Annotated in this window: 4 protein-coding genes; all 4 read left to right on the forward strand. The window is 69.5% G+C overall.

Going from position 1 to position 5316, the window contains the following annotated elements; all coding sequences use genetic code 11:
- Nucleotides 1-245: 245 nt before the first annotated feature.
- On the forward strand, nucleotides 246-1319 hold the full coding sequence (gene ribF / locus IBX53_RS14260) for a bifunctional riboflavin kinase/FAD synthetase (RefSeq protein WP_290910484.1): 1074 nt from the start codon (nucleotides 246-248) through the stop codon (nucleotides 1317-1319).
- A gap of 10 nt (nucleotides 1320-1329) precedes the next feature.
- Nucleotides 1330-4164 (forward strand): isoleucine--tRNA ligase, encoded by a 2835-nt coding sequence (ileS, locus tag IBX53_RS14265; RefSeq protein ID WP_290910487.1) that lies wholly within the window; start codon nucleotides 1330-1332, stop codon nucleotides 4162-4164.
- Nucleotides 4165-4234: 70 nt separating this feature from the next.
- Nucleotides 4235-4723 carry a signal peptidase II gene (gene lspA / locus IBX53_RS14270; protein WP_290910489.1) on the forward strand — a complete coding sequence of 163 codons (489 nt, stop codon included), beginning with the start codon at nucleotides 4235-4237 and terminating at the stop codon, nucleotides 4721-4723.
- Nucleotides 4724-4861: 138 nt separating this feature from the next.
- On the forward strand, nucleotides 4862-5316 hold a 455-nt coding region (gene fkpB / locus IBX53_RS14275), incomplete at its 3' end, for an FKBP-type peptidyl-prolyl cis-trans isomerase (protein ID WP_290910492.1).

Genomic DNA, 5316 nt, shown 5'->3' on the forward strand with positions numbered 1-5316 from the left:
GGAGCCAGGCTCCGCCGGGCGAATGGCGCCGCAGGCGCCCCTGCGGCGTTGCTTGCGTTCCTGCCGCCGCCTAGGAGCCCTTCGGTCTCCATTCGCCGGGCAAAGCCCAGCTCCCACAGGGTGGCCGGCAACGAATCGTGCTGGATAGCCAGGGACCAGGCCGGCCCGGCTGTCAAGGGGCCGGCGGTCCGGTATAATCGCCCACTTTACGACCACCTTCTGGTAAGCGGGGCTCGAGCAACGCCATGCAAGTGATCCGAGGACTGCACAACCTGCGCGACGAGCACCGCGGCTGCGTGGCCACCATCGGCAATTTCGATGGGGTGCACCGGGGCCACCAGGCGATCCTCGACCAGTGCCGAGAACAGGCCGCCACGCTGCAGCTGCCGGTCACCGTGGTGGTCTTCGAGCCACAGCCCCGGGAGTTCTTCGCCGGCGACCAGGCGCCGCCGCGCCTCACCCTGCTGCGCGACAAGGTGCGCCTGCTGGGCGAGGCGGGGGTGGAGCGGGTGCTCTGCCTGCCCTTCAACGACGCCCTGCGCAGCCTCACCGCCGAGGCCTTCATCGACAGGGTGCTGATCGAGGGCCTCGGCGTGCGCCACCTGGTGGTGGGCGATGACTTCCGCTTCGGCTGCGACCGCCGCGGCGACTTCCACCTGCTCACCGAGATCGGCGAGCGGCGCGGCTTCGGCGTCGAGCACACCCGCACCTTCACCATCGACGACGACCGCGTCTCCAGTTCCCGCATCCGCACCCTGCTGGCCAGCGGCAACTTCGAGGCCGCGGCCAGGCTGCTGGGGCGCCCCTACCGGCTGGGCGGCCGCGTGATAGCCGACCAGAAGCTCGGCCGCACCATCGGCGTGCCCACCGCCAACCTGCCCCAGCCGGTGCGCTCCCTGGCCCTGCACGGCGTCTATGCGGTGGTCAGCGAGCTGCCCGACGGCCGCCGCCTGCCCGGCGTGGCCAATATCGGCTGGCGCCCCACGGTGGGCAGCACCCGGCCGGTGCTCGAGGTGCACCTGTTCGACTTCGACGGCGACCTCTACGGCGAGCGCCTGCGGGTGTTTCCCTGCGCCAAGCTGCGCGGCGAGGTGAAGTTCGAGCACTTCGACGCCCTGAAGCACCAGATCGGCGCCGACCAGCGGCGCGCCAGGGCGTATTTTCTTCAGCACCCCGAAGCCGGTGCCGCCGAGCATGCCTTACAGCACCCGGTCCTCAATAACGATGATTCTCTTCCTCTGGCATCGGCGCCGCTGGCGCGCGAGGCCGTGACTTCCGATTCCTCGGCGGGGACCCCCGCCGACCACGACGACGGCTGACCCCCAGGATATGAGCGACTACAAGCACACTCTGAACCTGCCAGAAACCGATTTCCCGATGCGCGGCATGCTGCCCAAGCGCGAGCCGGAGCGGCTGGCCCAGTGGCAGCAGCAGGACCTCTACCACCGCCTGCGCGAGGAGCGCCGGGGCAAGCCGCTGTTCGTGCTGCACGACGGCCCTCCCTACGCCAACGGCAGCATCCACATCGGTCACGCCGTCAACAAGATCCTCAAGGACATCATCGTCAAGTCGAAGAACCTGGCCGGCTTCGACGCCCCCTATGTGCCCGGCTGGGACTGCCACGGCCTGCCCATCGAGCACAAGGTGGAGACCACCCACGGCAAGCACCTGGAGGCCGAACGTGCCCGCGAGCTGTGCCGCGAGTACGCCGGCGAGCAGATCCAGGGCCAGCTGGCCGACTTCGTGCGCCTGGGCGTGATGGGCGACTGGGACAACCCCTACCGCTCCATGGACTTCGCCAACGAGGCGGGCGAGATCCGCGCCCTGGCCGACATGGTCGCGGCGGGCTACGTCTTCAAGGGCCTCAAGCCCGTCAACTGGTGCTTCGACTGCGGCTCCGCCCTGGCCGAGGCCGAGGTGGAGTACGCCGACAAGAAGTCCGACGCCATCGACGTGGCCTTCCCGGTGGAGGACGCCGACCGCCTGGCCGCCGCCTTCGGCCTGGCGGCGCTGCCCAGGCCCGCCGCCATCGTCATCTGGACCACCACCCCCTGGACCATCCCCGCCAACCAGGCGCTCAACGTCCACCCCGAGTTCACCTACGCCCTGGTGGATACCGGCGAGCGGCTGCTGGTGCTGGTGGAGGAGCTGGTCGAGTCCTGCCTGGCGCGCTTCGGCCTCTCGGGCGAGGTGATCGCCACCGCCCGCGGCGAGGCCTTCGACGGCATCCGCTTCCGCCACCCGTTCTATGATCGTCTCTCGCCGGTGTATCTCGCCGACTACGTCGAGGCCGAGGTGGGCAGCACCGGCATCGTCCACTCCGCGCCCGCCTACGGCATGGATGACTTCGTCACCTGCCGCGAGCACGGCATGGCCTTCGAGGAGATCCTGAGCCCGGTGCAGGGCAACGGCGTCTACGCCGACGACCTGCCCTACTTCGGCGGCCAGATGATCTGGAAGGCCAACCCGCAGATCGTCGAGAAGCTGCGCGAGGTCGGCGCGCTGATGCACCACGAGCCGATCACCCACAGCTACATGCACTGCTGGCGCCACAAGACCCCGGTGATCTACCGCGCCACCGCCCAGTGGTTCGTGGGCATGGACGTGAAGGGCAAGGATGGCAAGACCCTGCGCGAGCAGGCCCTCGCGGGCATCGAGGCCACCCACTTCACGCCGGCCTGGGGCCAGGCGCGCCTGCACAGCATGATCGCCAACCGCCCGGACTGGTGCATCTCCCGCCAGCGCAACTGGGGCGTGCCGATCCCCTTCTTCCTGCACAGGGCCACCGGCGAGCTGCACCCGCGCACCCTGGAGCTGATGGAGGAGGCCGCCAAGCGCGTCGAGAAGGAGGGCATCGACGCCTGGTTCCGCCTCGACCCGGCGGAGCTGCTGGGCGAGGAGGCCGCCGACTACGACAAGGTCACCGACACCCTGGACGTCTGGTTCGACTCCGGCACCACCCACCGCCACGTGCTGCGCGGCTCGCACCCCCACGGCCACAAGACGGGCCCCGTGGCCGACCTCTACCTGGAGGGCTCCGACCAGCACCGCGGCTGGTTCCACTCCTCGCTGCTGACCGGCTGCGCCATCGACGGCCACCCGCCCTACCGCGGGCTGCTCACCCACGGCTTCACCGTGGACGCCCAGGGCCGCAAGATGTCCAAGTCCATGGGCAACGTGGTGGCCCCCCAGGAGGTGATGGACAAGCTCGGCGCCGACATCCTGCGCCTGTGGGTCGCCTCCACCGACTACGGCCACGAGATGGCGGTCTCCGACGAGATCCTCAAGCGCACCGCCGACGTCTACCGCCGCATCCGCAACACCGCGCGCTTCCTGCTGGCCAACCTCAACGGCTTCGAGCCGAGCCGCGACGCCGTGGCCGCAGGCGAGATGCTGGCCCTGGACCAGTGGGTGGTGGACCGCGCCGCCCAGCTGCAGGCGCGCATCGAGACCGCCTACCAGGAGTATCGCTTCCTGGACGTCTACCAGCAGGTCCACGGCTTCTGCGCCCGGGAGCTGGGCGGCTTCTACCTGGACGTGATCAAGGATCGCCAGTACACCACCCAGACCGACTCCCTGGCTCGCCGCAGCGCCCAGACCGCCCTCTACCACGTGGTGGAAGCGCTCTCCCGCTGGGTCGCGCCGATCCTCAGCTTCACCGCCGAGGAGATCTTCGAGCACATCCCCGGCGAGCGCGGCGACAGCGTGCTGCTGGCGACCTACTACCAGGGCCTCGCCACCCTGGAGGGCGACGCCGCCATGGGCCGCGACTTCTGGGAGCGGGTGCTGGAGGTGAAGCAGGCCGTCAACAAGTGCCTGGAGGACGCCCGCAACGCCAAGACCATCAAGGGCAGCCTGGCCGCCGAGGTCATCCTCTACGTGGACGACGCCCTGCAGGCGACGCTCGCCAAGCTGGGCGACGAGCTGCGCTTCGTGATGCTGACCAGCGAGGTGACCCTCAGGCCGCTGGCCGAGGGCGAGCAGGCCGAGGCCACCGAACTCGCCGGCCTGAAGGTGGCGGTGGCCGCCAGCGCCCACCGGAAGTGCGAGCGCTGCTGGCACCACCGCGAGGACGTGGGCAGCCACGAAGGGCACGACGACCTGTGCGGGCGCTGCATCAGCAACCTGCCGGACGGCCCCGGCGAGCACCGACACTATGCGTGAGGTGGGCAGCATGCCCGGAAGCGAGAAGCGACAGACCCCGTGCGCCGAGCCAGAACGGGAGAGAGCGGCCATGCAGCGCCCGCTGCGCTGGCTGTGGCTGGCCGTGGCGATCATCGTGCTGGACCTGGCCACCAAGACCGCCGCCAGCGCCTGGCTGGAATACGCCCGCCCGGTGGAGGTGCTGCCGTTCTTCAACCTGACGCTGCTGCACAACACCGGCGCCGCCTTCAGCTTCCTGGCCGACCACCCCGGCTGGCAGCGCTGGTTCTTCGCCGCCATCGCCGTGGGGGCCAGCGTCGGCCTGACCATCTGGCTGACCCGGCTGAAGCGCGACGAGACGCTGCTGGCGGTATCGCTGGCGGCCATCATCGGCGGGGCGCTGGGCAACCTCTACGACCGCCTGGTGCACGGCTACGTGGTGGACTTCCTCTCCTTCCACGTCGCCGGCTGGTACTACCCGGCCTTCAACGTCGCGGACATCGGCATCACCCTGGGGGCCATCGGCCTGATCTGGGAGTCGGTGTTCGGCGAGAAGCGCCGCGCCCGCAAGCGCAGCTGACCTCTCGGGGCCCTTGTGGGAGATCGGCTCCGCCGGCGGTTCGACGCTTCGACGAATGGCGCCGATAGGCGCCCGGCAGTGTCGCCTGGCCCTAGCGAGGCCACCGAACCTAATCATCTTTACCGAGCCCAAGATCCCATGACCGACCAGAACAGCGAGCAATACCGCATCGACGAGGGCATGGAAGTGACCCTGCACTTCACCCTCAAGCTGGAAGACGGCACCGTGGTGGACTCCACCCGCGACAAGGCCGCGGCCACCTTCCAGGTGGGCGACGGCAACCTGCCGCCCGGCTTCGAGCACCCCATGAAGGGCCTCACCGCCGGCGAGAGCGGCAGTTTCCAGATCACCCCGGAGCACGCCTTCGGCCAGCACAACCCCCAGAACATCCAGCGCCTGAAGCGCGACAACTTCGGCGACGAGGCGCTGGAGGTGGGCACCGTGATGTCCTTCGCCGACCCCTCCGGCGGCGAGCTGCCCGGGGTGATCAGCGCCATCGACGGCGACATGATCGATGTGGACTTCAACCACCCGCTGGCAGGGCGTACCCTGACCTTCGAGGTGGAAGTGTTGGACGTGAAGCCCGCCACCAC

Source organism: Halomonas sp., from assembly GCF_014859505.1.
GTDB lineage: Bacteria > Pseudomonadota > Gammaproteobacteria > Pseudomonadales > Halomonadaceae > Halomonas.